This window comes from Nocardia sp. NPDC049149 (genome assembly GCF_043197455.1).
Classification (GTDB): domain Bacteria; phylum Actinomycetota; class Actinomycetes; order Mycobacteriales; family Mycobacteriaceae; genus Nocardia.
Map to the genome: position 1 here is coordinate 378,618 of NZ_JBICTD010000008.1, position 17,994 is coordinate 396,611.

Consider the following 17,994-nt stretch of genomic DNA (forward strand, 5'->3'; position numbering starts at 1 on the left):
GTGCCCCTATGGCTTTCGCACGTTCCGCGCGTCGATGGGTACGCGTGCTGATCCTGACCGTCGTCCTGGCCTTCGCGTGGTCCTTCGCACCGGCCGCCGCCGATCCTGGGCCGTGGTGGCATCCGGAGAAGGGGCTCACCTGGCAGTGGCAGCTGCACGAGGAGCCGGTGGACACCTCGATCAACGCCCAGGTGTACGACATCGACCTGTTCGAGAATCCCGCGTCGACCGTGCGGACGTTGCACGAGCAGGGCCGCAAGGTGATCTGCTACATGTCCGGTGGTTCGTGGGAGCCGTATCGGCCGGATGCGGGCGACTTCCCGGACAGCGTGAAGAGCGGTCCGGTGCCGGAATGGGAGGACGAGCGCTGGCTCGACATCAAGCAGATCGCTGTGCTGAAACCGTTGATGGCCAAGCGGATGGATCTGTGCAAGGAGAAGGGTTTCGATGGCGTTGAACCGGATTGGGCCGATCTGCACCGGCAGAAGACGGGCGATCTGGTGATCACGGCCGACGATCAGCTTGCCTACAACCGGATGCTGGCGGGGCTGGCGCACGACCGCGGCTTGGCGATCGGCTTGAAGAACGATCTCGATCAGGTCGCCGTCTTGGCCGGCTTGTTCGACTTCGCGGTCAACGAACAGTGCTTCGAAGATCGCGCGAATCACGCCTGCGAGAAGCTGAAGCCGTTCCTCGACAAGGGCAAGCCGGTGTTTCACGCCGAATACAATCTGAACACCGCCGACTTTTGTGGCGATGCCACCCGTCTCGGGCTGTCCTCGATCCGCAAAAAGATTACCCTCGGCGCGTGGCGGGAAACCTGCTGATTTATTTGTGGGAATTCCGGTCCGGCTTTTCTTGCTGCCCGCGACACTCTGCGTCAAATAGGACGAGCGGTCCCATTCTTCCGCTACGGTTCGCGCTATCGCGTGTTACCTCGCACCGATTCGCACCGCCCGGCGCCACACTGGCACGTGCCCGCGCAGCGGGCGGTCGAATCGACCGAAATCATCGATAGGATGGGGATTTTCATGCGCATGAGTCCAGTCCGGATCGCGCTCCTAGCGGGTGTTTTCCTGGCGGCCGCCACCGGATCGATCGGATTCGCCGGTGCCGCGCGCGCCGAGGAACAATGGTCCTACATCTGCGACGACATCGAAGAGCCGGAGCAGGTCGGCGCAATAGGTTCCGGGCACTGCGAGGCGAGCAACGGCGCGCCATCGGCCGGGCCGATCAAGCAGAAGTTCCGGCTGCATAAACGAGGCGTTGCCCCGAAGCCCGGCATGACGGCCGTCTGTGAAGGCGCAACCAAGGACGCCTATGGCGAAGCGTCACTTCCGGCGAAGGTCGACGGATTCGGTTGCTACGTCTACGAGAATTGAGTTACCCGCACCATCGGGACTAGCCGGGTTTGTGCATCGCTCTGAACCCCGCGGGGGACAGGTCGGGCCACGGCGGTCGGCGCAATACCGCGAGCAGCGAGATGACCGTCGCCGCCATCCCGATGGCGAGGCCGAACAGCTCCAGCCGCGTGGCGTCGCGCGTCGGAACCCACTTCGCCTCGCCGTTGTGCACCACGAAGATGCCCAGCGGCGTCGGCGCGAACGGTCCACCGGCCACCCTGGTGACCGTGATAACGGTGGATCCGTCACCGGTTTCGAAAGGCTCGCCGTAAACGCGCGTGCTGCCCATGTCCGCCCTGAGTTGCCGTACTGAGCCACCGATCGTCATCGCCCCACCTTCCGTCGCGGTCGCGTCACAGCGGTCCCCACGCTACCGCCGACGGCGGCCGGGTGGATCGGGAACGGGACAAGACCGTGGCGATACCGGAGTATCGCCGCGGTCAGTCCGTCACGGGCGCAGGCGATGCAGGTCGCGGGGGAACAAGGTGGCGCGCCTGATGTTGTCGGCTTCGATCAGGCGGGAGACCCACCGCTGCAAGCCGATCGCGAACCCGCCGTGCGGTGGCATGCCGTGGCGCATGGCCGCCAGGTACGGCGCATACTCCGCCGGATCCTCGCCGCGCGCCGCCAGCGCCGCGAGGTAGTCGGCGTGGTTGTGCAGGCGTTGGCCGCCGGTGACGAGTTCGAGCCCGCGGAACAGCAGGTCGAACGAGTTCGTCCAGCGCTGGTCAGCTGGCTCCGGGTGCGTGTAGAAGGGCCGTTTGACGGCCGGATATCCCTCCACCGCAAGGAAATCCGAGTCGAACTGCGCCTTCGCCCACTTGCCGAGGAAGCGCTCGTGCTCCGGGGCGAGGTCCGGTTCGGTCGACGGCGCCCCGACGAGCTCGAGTGCTTCCCGGAAGTGAATCACCGGGATCTGCTCGGGCACCACCGGGAGCTCGGCGTCGAGGACTTCGACTGCGGCGCCTGCCCTTTCGCGGATGGCGTCGATCATCGCGGCGAGTGTGGTCCTGAGCCGGGCGAGTACGTCGCGATGGTCGTCGATGAACCCGAATTCGACGTCGAGCGAGACATATTCGGCGAGGTGGCGCGCGGTGTCGTGCGGTTCGGCGCGAAAGACCGGGCCCACCTCGTAGACCCGCTCGAAGACACCGGTCAGGATCTGCTTGTAGAGCTGCGGGGACTGGGCCAGGTATGCGGTCGCGCCGAAGTAGTCCAGCGGGAACACGTTTGCCCCCGACTCGGTGGATTGGCCGACGATCTTCGGGGTCGCGACCTCGGTGAACCCCGCGCCGTCGAGATGGCGCCGGAACCCGGCCAGCGAGGCCGCGGCGAGCTGCCAGACCGCCTGGCGGGTGGGATGACGCCAGCTGAGCGCGGCATGGTCGAGCACGGTCGGCAGCGTGCCGCCGAGCTCGGGTCGCCACAGTTCGAGCGGCGGCGGCTCGGCGGGCGCGCCGAGCGGGCGGATCGTCGGGTCGACGATCTCGACCCCGCCCGGCGCCTTCGGGTTTGTGCTCGCGGTGCCGGTCACCCGGACCACCGTTTCCTCCGGCAGGCCCGAAACCTGTTCCCGGACAAGGGGATCCGTCGCCACCACCTGGGCGAGTCCGGAGCGGTCGCGCAGCACGACGAACGTCACGGTCGCGAGTTGTCTGCGTCGGTGTATCCATCCCTCGACGGTCACCGGGTCGGCCGGTGTCGCGGCGAGGGCCGAACAGAGTGTGCGTGGCATCAGTGTCACCTCCTGGTTGCTGTCCCCGGGAGGTGTGGGCGATCGGGTCCGTCGCGGTGCCACCACACCTTCGCAGCGCATGCACTGGCTGCCTCTACTGGTCGATTGTCGAGTCGGTGACCGGCCGACGCGGCTCGGAGTTCGTCACGCTCGTCGGCGCCGCGTCCGGAGTCTAACCGGGCGCGGCGCGCGAGCCGAAACTATTTCTGCTCGGGCGGCCGTCGGACCGCCTTGTTCGACATGGACATCCCGGTGGCCATGTTGTCGTCGTTGAACGCGACGACAACATCGAACGTCGGTCCTGCGACCCGAATCTTGGCTTCCTCCGTGCTGAATTGGGTCGTCAGGCCGCGTTGGATGGCGTAGCTCTCGATGGCGCGCCGGTGGTTGGGCAGGCCGAGGGCGAAGACGCCGTTGAGGGTGTGCATGACGCCGAGCGGTTCGGGGGCAGGCACGCTCAGGTCGGGGTGTTCGATCAGGACCGCAAGCCGGGTGCCGCGGCCGACCTCGCAGCTGTACCAGGTCCAGCAGCCGGAGACCGCCTTGGCCAGTTCGCCGATCAGCCAGGTGACCCGGCTCGGTTCGGTCGGTGCGTCCGGCAGGTCCGCGAACGGGACCTCGGGCGTGCACAGTTCCGGAATGCCGTGGCGCAGACCGTAGTCGCGCACCGATCGGGCCAGCTCGGTGACCTCGGGCGGATACCAGTCGTCGTTGGCCCAACTCCACAGCCAACTCTGCGGGCCGGGCGCCGCGGTGCCGAGCACGTGAAAACGCGTGCACGACAAGGAATGGTCGCCGACGAACTCGAATCGTGGTGGTTCATAACTGACCTGCCAGCTGTGTTCACCGAGCACTTCGACGCAGTGTTCCTGATGTTCGTAGGACATCAGTGCGGCATCGATGCGCAATTGTTCGAGGGTCGGTGATTCAGGGTCGAGATAAGCGGTCACGGAAGCTCATACTGTCCAAAATGCCGAGGTGCCGCACCCCCATAGAATTGATGTCCGTCGGGGTCTCGTAATACTGTCGCCCCAGTAAGTCGACCAGATCGTGGCGTGTGCGGCGCATATCATTACGATCTAATTGTGCGTATTTTTCTCGCGGGCGCGACAGGCGTCATCGGAACACGGTTGGTGCCGCTGCTGGTGGCGGCGGGGCACGAGATCGCGGGGATGACCCGGTCGGCGGCGAAAACGGAGCAGGTGCGTGCGGCCGGGGCGGAGCCGGTGATCTGCGATGTGTACGACCTGGACGCGCTGACCGCCGCCGTCGTCGGCTACGGCCCCGACCTGGTCATGCACCAGCTGACCGACCTCCCCGACGACGCCGCGCTGATTCCCGAGCTCGCCGAGGCGAATTCGCGCATCCGCAGCGAGGGCACCCACAACCTGATCGCCGCGGCCCGCGCCGCGGGCGCGAAACGTTTTCTCGCGCAGAGCATTGCGTGGGAACCGGCGGGTGGGCGGAGCCGGGTGATCACCGAGCACGAGGCCGCCGTGCTCGATATCGACGGCGTCGTGGTGAAGTACGGCCAGTTCTATGGCCCGGGAACCTATTACGAGACCGAACTGCCGAGCCACCCGCGCGTGCACGTGGACAGCGCTGCGGCGCAGACGGTCCCGTTGCTCGATGCGCCGAGCGGCGTCGTGATCGTCGCCGACAACCCGTGACCTCAGCCGAAGGTCTGGCGTAGGAAGTCGAGCGCGTCCGGTCCGGCGACCGAGACGATGCTGTTGTGCGTCGCGGTGGGGTAGACCCGCAGATCCGCCGGTGTGCCGCCTTGCGCGAGTTGCTGCTGGAGGATCAACGCCGCGGGTAGCGGCATGATGTCGTCGAGGACGCCTTGGGCGATGCGGATCGGCACGCGGTATCCAGTCTCCGGAATGACGATGTAGTCCCGGAACGCTGCCTCGAAAACGGGGTCCGCCAAGGGCTTCGCCAGCAACTCGCCCGGCGGGCGGCCGCGGACCATGCGCTGCACGGAATCCCAGCAATCGGTGCTCGTCTCGGCAACCCGGACGGCTTCGCGGCCTCGCGCGGTGAGGAAGTCGGCGATCGGCACGTCTGGGCGCGCGTGCGCCAGACCGGCGATCGCCAGTACGCCGTTGGTCATGATCCCGTTGACCAACGGGATCACCGGTGTGGTCGGGCCCATCAGCCCGATCAATCGCTCGACGTTCGACGCGGGCGCAAAGGCGAGCACGCCGCGCAGGTTCAGTTCCGGCGCATACTCGGTGGCCATCGAGCCGGCGAACAGTGCCGCGTGCCCACCTTGGGAAAGGCCGGAGGCGACATACGCGGCGGACACCTCGGGTACGAGGGTGCGAGCGGCCCGGACGACATCGATCACCGCATGCCCCGCGGCGCGGCCGCCGAGGTAGTCGTGGTAGCCGGGCGCGCCGAGCCCGATGTAATCGGTTGCGGCGACGGCATATCCGGCGCCGAGGAAGCGGGACAGGTCGGGCGCCTGATCCACCGTCCCGCCGATAATGTTGTCGGTCCGGCTCGGCGCACAACCCTGGACCATCCCGGAGGTGCCGTGACCCCACGACACCACCGGCCAACCACCCGCAGGCGGTGCACCCGCGGGCACATAGACCATGCCCCCGCTGACTTCCGGCTGCCCGCTCTGCCCGGTCGTTCGATAGACGACCCGGAAACCACTGCCCGCGTTGGGGATCAGCTCCGTACCCGACAGCGGTGTCGACTCGACCACGGTTCCCGGCGCCGGAGGCTGCGCGTGGGCGGACGTCGCGCCGGTCAGCGACAGCACGACCGCGGCGACGACGGTAAGGGCAAAACGCATGCCGCGACCCTAGACGGACCAGCGCACCTGATGATCATGGTGTCGGATATCCGCCAGTGCGAGTGCGGGTTTCGTCGACAGGGTCAGGAGACGCACGGCCCGGTGCCGACGGCGGCCGCCGCGTGCTCCTGTCCGAGTCGGCCGAGCTGGAAGCGCAGGTCAACCGCGAATCCTGTGCCGTTGTCGCCCCGATCGACCCTGAAGACGAGGCCGAGCACACGGCCACGGGTGTCCACCAGTGCGCCTCCCGAATCACCCTCTTGTATCGACGATTTCACTGTGTAGACCGTACGTTCGCTAGTTTCGCGGTGATAGATATCGGCGACCTGCGCGGTGCCGTGACCCGCGCTGCGGCAGCCGGGTACGCGCCGCCCTCGGGAGAGCCGAGGATTATGGCATCGGTGTGTCACGAGGGTGGGAAAGCGCTGGTGCAGTAGTGGTTTCGCCATGCTCAGCGGTCCGGGTCGCGGACAACGGTTTCGGGGATGCCGAGCAGCGCGGCCTGCACCTCATGCAGCCGGTCGACGTCGCCGCGAATGCCTGCCACGTTGTCGTTGTAGAGGAAGGCCTCGCCGAGCCGGACCAGGGTGTAGGCGAGCAGGCCCGCCTCGACCGGTGGGATGTAGGCGTCTTCGCGTTCGGCACGGGCGATGAGCTCACGCACCGCCGTGACCACCAGCGGCTGCACCGGCCCGTCGCTCGCGGTGAGGATGCGCAGCCCGGCCAGCGGCTCGTTCTCGAAGTAGCGGCGGAACGGCTCGTTGTCGACCATCCAGCGATTCACCCGGTACAGCACGTCGAGGATGCGCCGGGCGCCGATGGAGCGGCGTCTGGCGTCGGCCCTGCTGAGCAGCGCGGCGAATTCGCCGGCGAGCACGGCACCGAGCACGCCCTCGCGGGAGCCGAACCAGCGGTAGACCGACGCGCGACTCAGCCCGAGCTCTGCGGCGATCGCCTGAATATCCACGCGCTCACCGGCCAGGAATGCCCGGCGCGCGAGTTCGATGACCTGTTCCCTGGTCGCCGACGCCGGTCGTCCTGGTGGGCGCGTGGTGCGTTGGCTCGGGGTGGTCATCGCAAAATGATACATCGTTTGGCTCATGTACCGAACCGAACCAGGTTTGCGCGGTCAGAACCAGGCGTCGCGCATCTCCAGCGTAGTGGTGTCGAGCCGGGCGAGCAGGTCCAATCCCGGTGCCGTCTTGGGCAACTCGAACCGGAAGAAATAACGCGCCGCGTGCCGCTTGCCGTTGTAGAAGTCGCCGGACTGTCCCTCGGCGGCCAGCAGCTGCTCGAGCCAGATCCAGGCGAGCACGGTATGGCCGAACACCTCCAGATAGACCGAGCTGTTCGCCAGCGCCGCAGCGACATCGCCGGACGCGAACAGTCCTGCGGTCACCTGCACCAGCCGCTGCCACGCCGAATCCAGCTGTGCGGCAAGCTCGCCCGCCTCGCCGCCGACGGCGCGCGCCGCGTCCACCGTTGCCTGCACCCTGGCGCCGAGCGCGATCAGGCTGGCGCCGCCCTGCTGGGTTACCTTGCGGCCGAGCAGATCAAGGCCCTGGATGCCGTGGGTGCCCTCGTGGATCGGGTTGAGACGGTTGTCCCGGTAGTGCTGTTCGACGTTGTACTCGCGGGTGTAGCCGTAGCCACCGAGCACCTGGATGGCGAGACTGTTCGCCTCCAGACACCATTGCGACGGCCAGCTTTTGGCGATCGGGGTGAGGATGTCGAGCAACAGCGTCAGCGACTTCGTGTCGTCCGCGTTGTCGGCGGTCCGCTGTTCGTCGACCAGCTTGGCGCAGTAGAGCACCAGCGCCAGTGCGCCCTCCGCGTACGACTTCTGGGCCAGCAGCATGCGCTTGACGTCGGCGTGCTCGATGATCGGGCGCTGCGGCGCGGTCGGATCGGCGGGCAGCTTCGCACGACCCTGGGCGCGGGTGCGCGCGTAGTCGAGGGATTCGAGGTAGCCGGTGTAGCCGAGCGCCGTCGCGACCAGGCCGACGCCGATGCGCGCCTCGTTCATCATGTGGAACATGTAGCTGAGCCCGCGATGCGGTTCGCCGACCAGATAGCCGACGGCGCCCGCCGCGCCGTTCGGCGTCCAGCGGCCCTCGCCGAAGTTGAGCACCGTGTTCACGGTGCCGCGGAAGCCCATCTTGTGGTTGAGCCCGGCGAGCGCGACGTCATTGCGTTCGCCGAGCGCGCCGTCCTCGCCGACCAGGAACCGCGGCACCACGAACAGCGAGATGCCCTTCGTGCCCGCCGGACCGCCGGGGATCTTCGCCAGCACCAGGTGCACGATGTTCTCGCCGAGCTCGTGGTCGCCGCCGGAGATCCACATCTTGGTGCCGAAGAGCCGGTAGGTGCCGTCGTCCTGCGGTTCGGCCTTGGTGACGATGTCGGCGAGCGAGGAACCCGCCTGCGGCTCGGACAGGCACATGGTGCCGAAGAACCGCCCGTCGAGCATCGGCCGCACGAACCGCTCGGTGAGCTCGGGGCCGGTATGGGAGAGCAGGAGATTCGCGTTGGCGACGGTGAGGAACGAGTAGCCGGCGGTGCCGGGGTTGGCGGCCTGGAACCAGGCGTAGGCGGCCTGCGCGACGGTCACCGGCAGCTGTGCGCCGCCGAGCTCGTAATCCATTGCCGCGGCGGGCAATCCGGCCTTGGCGAAGGCGTCGAGCGCGACGCCGACCTCCGGAATGATGGTGACGCGCTCGCCGTCGAACGTCGGCTCGTTCGCGTCGTTCAGCTTGTTGTGCGGCGCAAAGTATTTGGTCGCCAGGTCCGCGCTGAGCTCGAGGATGGCGTCGAACGTCTCGCGCGAATGATCCGCGTACCGATCGCGTTTGGTGAGTCCCTCGACGTCCAGCCATTCGTACAGCAGGAATTCGAGATCGCGCCGAGAAAGTAGCGTAGACCGCATCGCCCGTCCTTTCGAGACATTCACCGACTAGCGTATCTTACGGTCGTTCGCCTGCGGTGAGTCCGGGGCTACCCGACCCGGGCCTGGTGATCTCGACCAGGGCGGTGGCGACTTCCGGGGTATGGGTGAGCACGAGCCGTTTGGCCTCCACGTCGACCTCTAGCCACCCGCCGCTGGTGTCGCGCAGCCGCACCGTCCCGGTCGCGGGGCCGTACTGCACGGCGCGGGCGATCTGCCTGGCGATCGAGAGGTCGTCGGGATGCAGCGCCGGATCGAGCTCCGGGTCACCGGTGAGTTCCCAAGCCACGCCGGGCATTTCAGCGCCGAGCCAGCGATAGGCGGTCAGCGTCTTCAAGTCGACGAGCGCGTAGTAGACGTCGGGGCCGCCGTCGAGGTCGGCATCGACGAGCGCCTCGGCGAAGGTGCGCGGCGGCAGCGGCGCGTCCTCGTCGTAGCCCTCGGTGATGTCGTGCGTGAGGCCGTGCAGGAACCGCTGGTTGCCGACCATGCCACCGCGCGCGGCCCAGTTGATGTCCCTGCGCACCTGATCGTCGCGGGTGATCTGCCAGGTGCTCTGATACACCAGGCTCTGGTCCGCCGACAGCGCAGCGGCCAGCGCCTCGGCCGGATCCTCCGCCGCGGTCACATGCCGCAGCGACGACACCCGCGAGATCTCGGTCCTGCGCCGCTCCGGCGGGACCGCGTAGAGCGCGTGCAATTCGTCGGTGGCCAGCGCGGTCATCTTGTCGAGATTCCAGTCCCATGCGCCCGAGCGCGTGCGCGGCGGCACCTGGTCGTCCAGTTTCCCGATCCACAAACGGACCCCGTGCACCATGCCGAGCACATTGGCGATGGGCTCGGCGATGACGTGCTCGTCGCGGGTGCGGGAGAACTCCTCCCAGCGCTGCCCGGTCGCCCGCACCTGGCTGATCGCCAGCCGCGCGGTATGCAGCTGCTGCGCACCGAGCGCCGTGTCGAGCGGCTCCAGCCCGATCGGCGTTCGCCCCACCGCCATCACGGTTGCTTCGTGACGGATGCATTCGATCAACAGCCACTCCCCGCGCATGACTATCAACGGTACTGCACGCGTTCGGGTTTCGAGCGGAAGCCGGGCACTGCTCAGCTGCTGGTTCACCGAGGTCGTCCTCCTGAACAGCGGGCTGGTGTGCCGGACCGAATCACCGCGAAATGCGGGTGGTTCAGGGGGTGGTGACGTGATCGATCCTGGCGGCGTCGACGCCCCATCCGGCCAGCAGCTTGCGGACCTGATCCGGCTCGGCCGCCAGCGGAGCAGGCGTTGCGGCGGGGGTGCGGCCGAAGCGCGGCGCAGGGGCGGGCTGGCGGACACCGTTGATCTCGATGAACGCGTCGCGGGCCTGGTTGTGTGGGTGGTCGGGGGCTTCCCACGGCGAAAGCACCGGGGCGACACAGGCGTCGGAGCCCGCGAAGACCTCGGCCCATTCGTCGCGGGTGCGTTCCTTGAACTTGGCGCCGAGCACCTCTTTGAGCTGCGGCCAGCCGTTCTTGTCCAGTTGGAAGGGCAGGTCGGGGTCGTCGATGCCGAGGATGGCGAGCATCTGGTTGTAGAACGGGATCTCGACGCAGCCGACCGCGAGATACTGGCCGTCGGCGCATGCGTAGGTGTCGTAGAACGGTGCGCCGCCGTCGAGCATGTTCTCCCCGCGCGGGAAGTTCCACAGGCCGAGGTGGTGCAGTCCGTGCATCGAGGCCGTGAACAGGGCGGAGCCGTCCACCATGGCCGCGTCGATCACCTGGCCCTTGCCGGAACGCTCGCGTTCGAAGAGCGCGCCGAGAACACCGAGCGCGAGCAGCATGCCGCCGCCCGCGTAGTCGGCGAGCATGTTCGCGGGCGGCACCGGCGGCTCGCCCGCGCGCCCTGCGAGCCCGAGCGCGCCGGAGATCGCGATGTAGTCGATGTCGTGGCCGGCGGTGTGCGCCAGCGGACCCTCCTGGCCCCAGCCGGTCATCCGGCCGTAGATCAGGCGCGGGTTGCGCGCGGCCAGGTCCGCGGGGCCGATGCCGAGCCGTTCGGCGACGCCGGGCCGGAATCCTTCGATGAACACGTCGACGTGCTCCGCGAGCGCGAGCAAGGTGTCCCGGTCCGCGGGGACCTTCAGATCCAGTGTGATGCAGTGCTTTCCGCGATCGAGCGGGCCTTCGGGCGACACGATGCCCTCGCCGGGTTTGCCGCCGCGGTCGACCCGAAGCACCTCGGCACCGAGATCGGCCAGGATCATCGCGCCGAACGGACCCGGTGCGAGGCTGGCGACCTCGATGACTTTCACGCCGTGCAGTGGTCCCATGTCTCCGCTCTCTGTCGCAGTCGACGGTGGCATGCGGCCATGGCCGAACCCCGGCCGTCGGATCGGTCACCCCGAGGCTAGGTCCGCGCGCGGCCTGCGCCAATGACCGGCGCGCTCGAAACACCATGACCGAAGCGCTCATGACGAATCCCGGGGCTGCCCCGGGATTCGCCCGCATACTCACTAGCACTTGTAGGTGCCGTGATAGGCGTCTTGAATGCCCCAGGTGACGCGGTCGTGGCCGCCCGCGGGCGTGTGCCGACAATCCATGTTGGGTCCTTCCTTGTCGACGAACCAATTGACCCCGTAGCCACAGTGATTCGTGACATCGAGCTTGTTCTGGCGCCAATCGGTCGAGTGATGTACATCGACACATGGTGGCAGCGGAGTCCGGTCCTTCGCGGCCTCGAACGTCAACGCGGAGAACGGATCCGGTGCCGGTGCTGGGGCATCCTGGGCAGCCGCGCCGACCGGCGCGAGCGTCGCGGCGGCGATGCCGAGACTCGATGCGCCGACCAGCATTCCGCGGCGAACAGGTGATCTCATGACGGTTTCCTCTCATTGCACTCCGAGGTCGGTTCCTCGGACGCCTGGTCTGCGTAGATCGCGCAGACGTACTGGTCCCAGTAACGCCCGGCGTAATAGACGTGGTCACGCAGTCGACCCTCGACCTGGAAGTACCGGCCCTCGCCACTGCTCAGCTGTGGCCAGTTGAATCCTGGGACCTCCAGATAAAGTTTGCGAAAGGGGAAGGTACGGAACAGATATCGGACGAACAGGCTGATCACCTCGGCGGCCAGCCCGGTTCCGGCGTACTTCGGCTCGAAGACGGCGCCGACGTAGGCGTGGCTGATGGTGCGATCGGCGCTGTAGGCGACGACATGCCCGGCGGGTTCGTTGTCCTCGACGCGACGCACGAGATACTGCGCGACCACTTGTGTCCACAGCTCTTCGACGAAGCGATCTGGCGCAGGCGGCACCCCGCGGTATCGCCAGCGGAAGCAGTTCTCCGGACGAACCGCGAGCGCGTAGAGGTACTCGGTGTCGACGGGTTGGAGGGCGTCGAGTCGAAACACCGCGGTCGCCAGGACAGGAGCGAGCGGATCTGGCGGCGACGGCGCCGGTTCGGGGACCTGGTGCGGGCCTGACGATGCCGTGCCCGCGGTGCGGATCGTCAGTTGAACAGGCTTGTCCGCAACGGCTTGCGCGAGCGAAAGCACCTCGCCGACGGTGCCGCGACGTCCTTGCTCGGTCTGCATGCGCACGCCGTGCGTGCCGAGCCACACCGACACGGTCATCATGGCGAGGCTGTCCACACCGAGGTCCGCAACCAGCTGAGCGGTGTCCGGCAGGGCAGCGGGATCGCGGTGCAACAAGTCCGCGAGCTCGGCGCGCAGTCTTTCCCGCGGTGCCGCAGGTGCGGCCGTGCCGACGCTGACGTGGTCGATCGTGGTCACTGGAACGTCCTTTCCTGGGAGCTGTTCAGTGCTTGCGCCGTATAGCGGCGGCGCGCTTCGGCGCGTCGCAACTTCCCCGACGAGGTTCTCGGCAGGTCGCCGATCGGCACGACAACGACGGCATGCGGACGCAGTCCAACGCCGTCGAGAACGGCCGCGACGAGGCTGCGGCGCAGCTCGTCCGTGTCGTCGTCCGCCTCGGTGGCGATCACGAGGTGGTCGCCGAGGTCGCCGGGTATTCCGAAGGCGGCGACCCGACCGGGACGAACTCCGGAAGTCCGTGCCGCCGCCTCCACGTCTTGGGGAAAGATGTTGCGGCCGCAGACGATCAGCATGTCCTTCGCCCGCCCGCACACGACCAGCTGTCGATCGTCGGTCAGATAGCCGAGATCGCCGGTGCGCAGCCAGCCTTGGCTGACAACGGAGGGACCGCGCACCTCGATGTGGCCTACGGTGCGTGCGGCGAGCGGCTCGTTCGTTCGCTGGTCGACGATTCGTATCGAGGTGCCGCGCACCACAGGACCCAGCTTCACCAGTTGCCGAATACGCGCGCCCGGTGCTGCGGGTATTGCCCGCCCGGCCGATTCCAAGACGAGCGAATCGACCTCGTCCACGCCGACACCGGCACCGAGGGGTGAGATGGTCACCGCGACAGTGGCTTCGGCGAGTCCGTACGCCGGCGTGACCACCGCAGGGTCGACACCGCATCGTCGCGCCGCGGTGGTGAAGCGCGCCATCGTGTCGGCATGCACCGGTTCGCCGCCGCTGACGAGCAGCCGAAGCGAGCTCAGATCGAGCGGCACTCCGCGGGCAAGGACGCGAGTCATCAACTCGTACGCGAAGTTCGGCGCGCCCGACACCGTGATCCGGTGCTTCGCGATCGCCTCCAGCCAGGTCGCAGGCCGTCGAGCGAAGGCCATCGGTGATTGCAGCACGAGCTCGCCGCCCGCCGACATCGGCAGCACCAGGAAGCAGATCAGGCCAAGGTCGTGATAGAGCGGCAGCCAGCTCAGCACGCGGTCGGCGCCGCTGCCGTACTCGACGGCAACGCTGATCGCCGCGATGTTGGCGGCCAGGTGCGCGTGCGATACCGCGATGCCGCGGGGCGCTCGCGTGGAGCCACTGGTGTATTGCAACACCGCCAGGCTGTCGGGGGCGATCCGACGCGGTGTGGTCGGATCGACGGTCTCGGCGGCGGTGACGAGAGCGTCGAGCGTCACTGCCCGTGCATGCACGCATTGCGCGGCGGGCGCGGTCCGGACGTCCGTGACGACGAGATCGAGCCGAGCGTCGCCAACGATCGCGGCGATGTTTCGGCTGTGCTCGTCGGGTGCGCCGGGCGCGAAGGCGGGCAGTAGCGTTACCGCCGCTCCGACCAGCCACACCGCCTGGATGGCCGCGATGAGATCGATGCTCGTGTCACCAAGCAACCCCACCCGCCGATTCGGGCCGATTCCTTTCGCGCCCAATACGGTTGCCAGTCGGCGAGCCTGCTGGTGCACCGCAGACCAGGAGACCGCGGTTCCCACGTTGTCCTCGTCGAGCACGGTGACGGTGGCGTCGCAGGCGTTCCTGGCGATCGTGTCGACCACGGTCGGTGCGTCGAACGCGTTGGCGCCCCTGGTCATTGTCGGACTCCGTCCTCTGGGCGGGTGGTACCGATCCAGCATCGGGCAGTCGGCGGTGGCGACCGGATATTCTGGACAACGTTGGACGGAGCTGGTCACAATACGACCAGGGAGGTCCGCATGGCCGATCCGCTGCACGAATTGCGTGTTCTCAAAACCCAATTGCGCGAACTGCGTTGGACGACACAGGCCGATTCCCTCAAAACCCTCGCGCGCGCATCCGGCCGCGGACCCGGCAGCAGGGGTGGTATCAGCAAGGCCACCATCGGCAACATCATCAATCCGGACAACCCGACCATGCCACGGTGGGAGACCTACGAGATCTTCATCGACACCTGCCTACGTCTCATCGATCAGGCCGGGGTCGAACCACCCGACGGCGGCGGAGATCGCCGGATCTGGCGGCTGCGCTATATCCGGACAAGAGACGCCCTCGGCGAGCACGGCGGACCGAACGATATCGTCGACGACGCGACGGCCGAAGGCTCGACAACTGCGGGTGCGTCCGATGTCGCCGACCATGATTCGATCCGTGTGGAAGCCGGCGCTGCGGTGCGGCGGCGTCGCAGGAGCCGCCGACCGATATGGCTCACGGCCGCCACCGTGCTGGTAGTCGTGGTTATCGTCATCGGATGGCAGGTCATGGACGACGCGAAGCCCGAATCCCACAGCGCCCGAACGGAACCTCGATCGTCGTTCTGCACGGAACTGGGTGGGCGGCTGGTCTTGGAGGACAGCTTCGACAAGACCGACACGGGCTGGCCGCAAGATGCCGGTCACACCGAGTATGCCTCCGGCGCATACCGTTTGACGGCCGTAGCCGGTACCCAGATCGTCCACGCCATCGCACCGGTTCCGGCGTCGACGAATACGTGCATGGAAGCCGTGGTGCGTATCGAATCAGGATTGGGCGGAGTCGGTCTGACGTGCCGGGGTGAACCGGGACTCTTCACTCGTCGCTACCTGTTCACCGTGAGCAGTACCGGGCACTGGGGTATCTCGATGGGGCAGCCCGCCGAGTCCAGGGTTTCCGTGCTTGCCTCGCAGGACAGGTTGCCAGGACTGCGCGTGGATGAGGCGACCAGGATCGGTGCCTCGTGCCGTACCACGATCGACGGTGCCGATTTGGTGATCAGCGTGAACGGCCATCGAATGCGCTACCTCGACACGCAATCGCCGCTGCCCAGCGGGACTTTGGGGGTGGTGGCATGGACGTGGCTGATGGATCCGGGAGCCAGCTCCAGTTCGCTGATCGAAGAAATCCGGATCTGGGAGCTGCCTTCCAGCTAGTCACACCGCTGACCGGCCTGGTGACACCGGCTCTGCCGTCGCAGTGTCACGGCCCTTCGCTGAGCAGCGGATCCAGCCGCGCCACGGCCACCGCGGACAGGTCGCCGATACCGAGGACGACTTGGATCCGCAACAGCGCCAGCGCCATCAGGACCGCGCCGAGGATCTCGTTGAAGCGCAGCTGCCGCACCGGCCAGCCGGTCGCCGCCTTGTACCGCGCGATGGTCTCCTCGCGACTCGGGGTGCCTGGCAGGCGCGGAATGCTCAGGTACTCGCTGGATACCCAATCGGTGAGCAGCAGCCAGGCCAGGTCGGCTTCGTGGTCGCCGAGGTAACCGATCTCCCAGTCGAGCGCGCCGAGCACCGAATAGTCCGCGCCGTACAGCACATTCGACAACCGGGAGTCGCCCCAGCAGAGCGTCACATGGTCGGGGTCGTAGCAGTGGTCGCGCAGCCAGGTGAGCGCCCGCTCGATGGTCGGCGGTACCTGCGGCGCCGCCCAATGCACCGCGAAATCGAGATAGTTCACCGCCTGCTCGACCGGGCCGGTGCCGAATCGGTGCAGCCGCAAGGCATCCAGACGCAGCGCGGCCGGGTCGAGCCGGTGCAGCCGCGCCATGGTGTCGATGCAGCCCCACCACATCCTGGTCCGATCTGCGGGCGCGGCATCGACGTACATGCCCTCCAGGTGGTACGGCGGCGAGTCGCTCGGCGTCCTACCGCCGGGGATGAGATCCATCAGCAGATAAGCGCTGCCCACATCGGTCGGATCAGTGTCCATCCAGCGCACGGTCGGCGCCGGAATGTCCGTCGCGGCAAGCCGTTTCATCACCAGGAATTGGCGGCGCAGGTCGTAGTCGGGGAACATCGGCGCCGTAGGCGGTCTGCGGAACACCAGGCCGAGCGGATCGTCGGTGCCCTCGACGCCGTCGAGCGCCAAAAGATAAGTCTCCGCGCCGAATCCGTGCTCGGCACGGTGCCATTCGACGATCGTGGCCCGCTCGGCGTTCGGCATGCGTCGCCGAATCACCTGCTCCACCAGCGGCGGGAGTTGTTCCGGTGTGGGCAGTTCGGTCATCGTGTCTGTCACCCTGGGTAGCCGTAGCATGGTCCCGACAATGTATTACGTTGCACACCACAACGTAATTGTTTTCGTCGATTCGCGACCGGTACGCTGCCCGATGTGATGTCAACCGATCCGGCGAACCCCAGGTCGGGCCGTCCGCGCGACCTGCAGATCGATCACGCGGTGCTGGCGGCCACCCGTGCGATGCTCGCCGAGGTGGGCTACCAGGACGTCACCATCGCCGCCGTCGCCCGCAGAGCCGGCGTCGGAACCGCACCCATCTACCGCCGCTGGCCTGGCAAGGAGGCGCTGATCGAGGACGCGGTCTTCGGCGCCGAAAGCATCTGGCTCCCAGCCGAAACCGACGACCTGCACGCTGACCTGGTCGCCTGGGCGCGAGTCTTCCTTCAGCGCACCGCCGAGCCTGCCACCCGGGCCGCGCTCCCCGGACTCATGTCCGCCTATCACCGGTCCCCGGACCGCTATCGCGCGCTCCAGGACCGCGCGGACCTCCCCGCCCGCAAAGCGCTAGCCGAACGCCTCGCCTCGGCCCTGCCCGCCGGCGCCGACGAATCCGACACCGCCGACCTGGTTTTCGACATCCTGGTGGCTCGTTCCCTGGTGCGCGGTTTGATTCATGGCCTCGACGACGCCGAAACCTTCTGCACACGAACGGCTGACGCGCTACTGGCAATAATCTGTGCGGCAGGTTGATAGAGACCGGTCACGCGTAAATGCGTACCGTGACATCATTTTTCGGCAGACCCCGCACGATAGCCGCTGCCGGGCGTCCGGCGGCCGGTGCATGCACCGAGGCGAGCGGCGGAACTGTCCGGACCGTTGGTAGTGGCCCGAGTTTCGGGGGCTGGTATAGCTAAAAGTCGTGTAGCACAGTGGATTTCATACGGGCGACAAGGTTGCTTGTTGGCCCGTGGATCGTGAATCAGGGTCAGCTCTAGAGTCGGAAATCTGAAGGAGATTCGGATGTCGATACTTCGACGTGCCCTCATTGGCGCGACAGCGATCATCATCGCCGCGGGTGGCCTCGCCGGTGTGGCACAGGCCGACGATGACGACGCGGCGCAGAACTGGCAGGTGCAAGTGTGTTCCGGCGGGCAGTCGCCCTACGCTTACATTTACGGCAAGAACCAGAAGAATAAGTGGGTGACCAGCCCGAGATTCAACCTGACCGGTTCCCGCACAAAGTGCGGCACGTTGTCCAACTGGTGGTGGCACGGCAAGATCGCGGTCTTCACCATGCCGGTCGATAGCCACCCGAGGCAGGTCGAGACGGATTTCGGTCTGCCCCAGGATTGTGACCGCGTCTCCGGCACCCTCCTCAAATGCGTCGCTCTGTGA

Annotated in this window: 19 protein-coding genes; 6 read left to right on the forward strand and 13 right to left on the reverse strand. The window is 67.1% G+C overall.

All coding sequences use genetic code 11. The annotated features are described in order from the left end of the window. Positions 1-8: 8 nt before the first annotated feature. Both ACGFNJ_RS31455 and ACGFNJ_RS31460 read left to right on the forward strand, forming a co-directional pair. Positions 9-827, forward strand: a complete 819-nt coding sequence (locus tag ACGFNJ_RS31455) for an endo alpha-1,4 polygalactosaminidase (RefSeq protein WP_393456316.1) — start codon at positions 9-11, stop codon at positions 825-827. A gap of 204 nt (positions 828-1,031) precedes the next feature. Continuing rightward, on the forward strand, positions 1,032-1,382 hold the full coding sequence (locus ACGFNJ_RS31460) for a hypothetical protein (protein ID WP_393456319.1): 351 nt from the start codon (positions 1,032-1,034) through the stop codon (positions 1,380-1,382). A 19-nt stretch (positions 1,383-1,401) separates the two neighbouring features. On the opposite strand, the gene ACGFNJ_RS31465 is transcribed toward ACGFNJ_RS31460, so the two are convergent. The 3 genes from ACGFNJ_RS31465 to ACGFNJ_RS31475 all read right to left on the reverse strand — a co-directional run bounded on the left by ACGFNJ_RS31465 (position 1,402) and on the right by ACGFNJ_RS31475 (position 4,088). Then, positions 1,402-1,731 carry a hypothetical protein gene (locus tag ACGFNJ_RS31465; protein WP_393456322.1) on the reverse strand — a complete coding sequence of 110 codons (330 nt, stop codon included), beginning with the start codon at positions 1,729-1,731 and terminating at the stop codon, positions 1,402-1,404. Between the two features lie 120 nt (positions 1,732-1,851). Further along, positions 1,852-3,138, reverse strand: a complete 1,287-nt coding sequence (aspS, locus tag ACGFNJ_RS31470; RefSeq protein WP_393456325.1) for an aspartate--tRNA(Asn) ligase — start codon at positions 3,136-3,138, stop codon at positions 1,852-1,854. 200 nt (positions 3,139-3,338) lie between these two features. Further along, positions 3,339-4,088 carry a DUF6882 domain-containing protein gene (locus ACGFNJ_RS31475; RefSeq protein WP_393456328.1) on the reverse strand — a complete coding sequence of 250 codons (750 nt, stop codon included), beginning with the start codon at positions 4,086-4,088 and terminating at the stop codon, positions 3,339-3,341. Between the two features lie 135 nt (positions 4,089-4,223). Here ACGFNJ_RS31475 and ACGFNJ_RS31480 point away from each other — a divergent pair, with 135 nt between their 5' ends. Next, positions 4,224-4,808, forward strand: coding sequence for an NAD-dependent epimerase/dehydratase family protein (locus ACGFNJ_RS31480; RefSeq protein WP_393456331.1), 585 nt, complete (start codon positions 4,224-4,226; stop codon positions 4,806-4,808). Positions 4,809-4,810: 2 nt separating this feature from the next. Here ACGFNJ_RS31480 and ACGFNJ_RS31485 read toward each other — a convergent pair whose 3' ends face one another. From ACGFNJ_RS31485 to ACGFNJ_RS31525, 9 genes are all read right to left on the reverse strand, one after another. After that, on the reverse strand, positions 4,811-5,944 hold the full coding sequence (locus tag ACGFNJ_RS31485) for a lipase family protein (RefSeq protein ID WP_393456334.1): 1,134 nt from the start codon (positions 5,942-5,944) through the stop codon (positions 4,811-4,813). Positions 5,945-6,027: 83 nt separating this feature from the next. Then, a complete protein-coding gene (locus tag ACGFNJ_RS31490; RefSeq protein WP_393456337.1) occupies positions 6,028-6,222 on the reverse strand; it encodes a hypothetical protein in 195 nt (64 codons plus the stop codon). Between the two features lie 173 nt (positions 6,223-6,395). Further along, entirely contained in the window at positions 6,396-7,019 is a 624-nt protein-coding gene (locus tag ACGFNJ_RS31495; protein ID WP_393456340.1) for a QsdR family transcriptional regulator, read from the reverse strand. Positions 7,020-7,073: 54 nt separating this feature from the next. After that, entirely contained in the window at positions 7,074-8,870 is a 1,797-nt protein-coding gene (locus tag ACGFNJ_RS31500) for an acyl-CoA dehydrogenase (RefSeq protein ID WP_393456343.1), read from the reverse strand. A 37-nt stretch (positions 8,871-8,907) separates the two neighbouring features. Then, positions 8,908-9,936 carry a GAF domain-containing protein gene (locus ACGFNJ_RS31505; RefSeq protein ID WP_393456346.1) on the reverse strand — a complete coding sequence of 343 codons (1,029 nt, stop codon included), beginning with the start codon at positions 9,934-9,936 and terminating at the stop codon, positions 8,908-8,910. Positions 9,937-10,069: 133 nt separating this feature from the next. Continuing rightward, entirely contained in the window at positions 10,070-11,194 is a 1,125-nt protein-coding gene (locus tag ACGFNJ_RS31510) for a CaiB/BaiF CoA transferase family protein (RefSeq protein WP_393456349.1), read from the reverse strand. A 183-nt stretch (positions 11,195-11,377) separates the two neighbouring features. Then, on the reverse strand, positions 11,378-11,740 hold the full coding sequence (locus tag ACGFNJ_RS31515) for a hypothetical protein (RefSeq protein WP_393456352.1): 363 nt from the start codon (positions 11,738-11,740) through the stop codon (positions 11,378-11,380). Beyond that, the gene (locus tag ACGFNJ_RS31520; RefSeq protein ID WP_393456354.1) at positions 11,737-12,651 is read right to left on the reverse strand and encodes a phosphopantetheine-binding protein; all 915 of its coding nucleotides are present in this window, start codon (positions 12,649-12,651) and stop codon (positions 11,737-11,739) included. Before ACGFNJ_RS31520 ends, ACGFNJ_RS31515 begins: the two co-directional genes overlap by 4 nt. After that, positions 12,648-14,279: an AMP-binding protein gene (locus tag ACGFNJ_RS31525; protein WP_393456357.1), complete on the reverse strand. Its 1,632-nt coding sequence runs from the start codon at positions 14,277-14,279 to the stop codon at positions 12,648-12,650. The genes ACGFNJ_RS31520 and ACGFNJ_RS31525 overlap by 4 nt, the downstream gene beginning before the upstream one ends. Positions 14,280-14,399: 120 nt before the next feature. Between ACGFNJ_RS31525 and ACGFNJ_RS31530 the strand changes: the two genes are divergently transcribed. Continuing rightward, on the forward strand, positions 14,400-15,569 hold the full coding sequence (locus ACGFNJ_RS31530) for a hypothetical protein (RefSeq protein ID WP_393456360.1): 1,170 nt from the start codon (positions 14,400-14,402) through the stop codon (positions 15,567-15,569). Positions 15,570-15,615: 46 nt separating this feature from the next. Here the strand turns inward: ACGFNJ_RS31530 and ACGFNJ_RS31535 are convergent, their stop codons facing one another. Next, a complete protein-coding gene (locus ACGFNJ_RS31535; RefSeq protein WP_393456363.1) occupies positions 15,616-16,647 on the reverse strand; it encodes a phosphotransferase family protein in 1,032 nt (343 codons plus the stop codon). A gap of 108 nt (positions 16,648-16,755) precedes the next feature. On the opposite strand from ACGFNJ_RS31535, the gene ACGFNJ_RS31540 reads away from it, so the two are divergent. Next, on the forward strand, positions 16,756-17,349 hold the full coding sequence (locus tag ACGFNJ_RS31540; protein WP_393456518.1) for a TetR/AcrR family transcriptional regulator: 594 nt from the start codon (positions 16,756-16,758) through the stop codon (positions 17,347-17,349). Between the two features lie 270 nt (positions 17,350-17,619). Then, entirely contained in the window at positions 17,620-17,994 is a 375-nt protein-coding gene (locus tag ACGFNJ_RS31545; protein ID WP_393456366.1) for a hypothetical protein, read from the forward strand.